Here is a 605-nt window from a genome sequence, read left to right on the forward strand (position 1 = left end):
CTTGAAGTCCATTTCATAACCCTCCTTTTTTCTTTAGTATAACAAGGAGAGGAACATTTGGCTTCCTTCTTTTCTCTTCCGACTTCTATTTGTGCCTTTCTGACAACCTTAGCTCAAGCAATTACACTTCTGGGATAAATTGTGAACGTTGAGAGAGAAGAGGTTATCTCTATATCGAAAAATTGTATTCATTCTCTCCATTTAAATTTATACAGTCCTCTATACGAATTTGTTTCTGCAGAAGAATCCTCACAGAGATTACGAAATTTAAATAACGCCTGCTTACGAAATTGCTTTTCCTATAAAAGCAATTTCGTAAACAAGCGTCTACGGTGATTATCATAAGATGAGTGTTCCCGCTAGGAAAATCCTAGCGGTAGACCAGAGCTAGACTAAGAGTAACTTGACTCCATCATCATAACACTCAACAAAATTGATAAAAATTATACTAATTCAATGATAGCCATTGGCGCTGCATCACCACGACGTGGTTCAGTTTTAAGGATACGAGTATATCCTCCTTTACGTTCTGCATAACGAGGTGCTAAATCAGAGAATAGTTTTTGAAGGGCAGTAGTTGAAGTATATTTTGCTGTTTCTTCATC

Annotated in this window: 1 protein-coding gene; it reads right to left on the reverse strand. The window is 36.9% G+C overall.

Going from position 1 to position 605, the window contains the following annotated elements; all coding sequences use genetic code 11:
- Positions 1-443: 443 nt before the first annotated feature.
- Positions 444-605, reverse strand: a 162-nt coding sequence (gene rplQ / locus HMPREF2963_RS05500; RefSeq protein ID WP_006270650.1) for a 50S ribosomal protein L17, incomplete at its 5' end; no start/stop codon positions are given.

It is taken from the genome of Streptococcus sp. HMSC067A03, from assembly GCF_001814295.1.
Taxonomy (GTDB): domain Bacteria; phylum Bacillota; class Bacilli; order Lactobacillales; family Streptococcaceae; genus Streptococcus; species Streptococcus constellatus.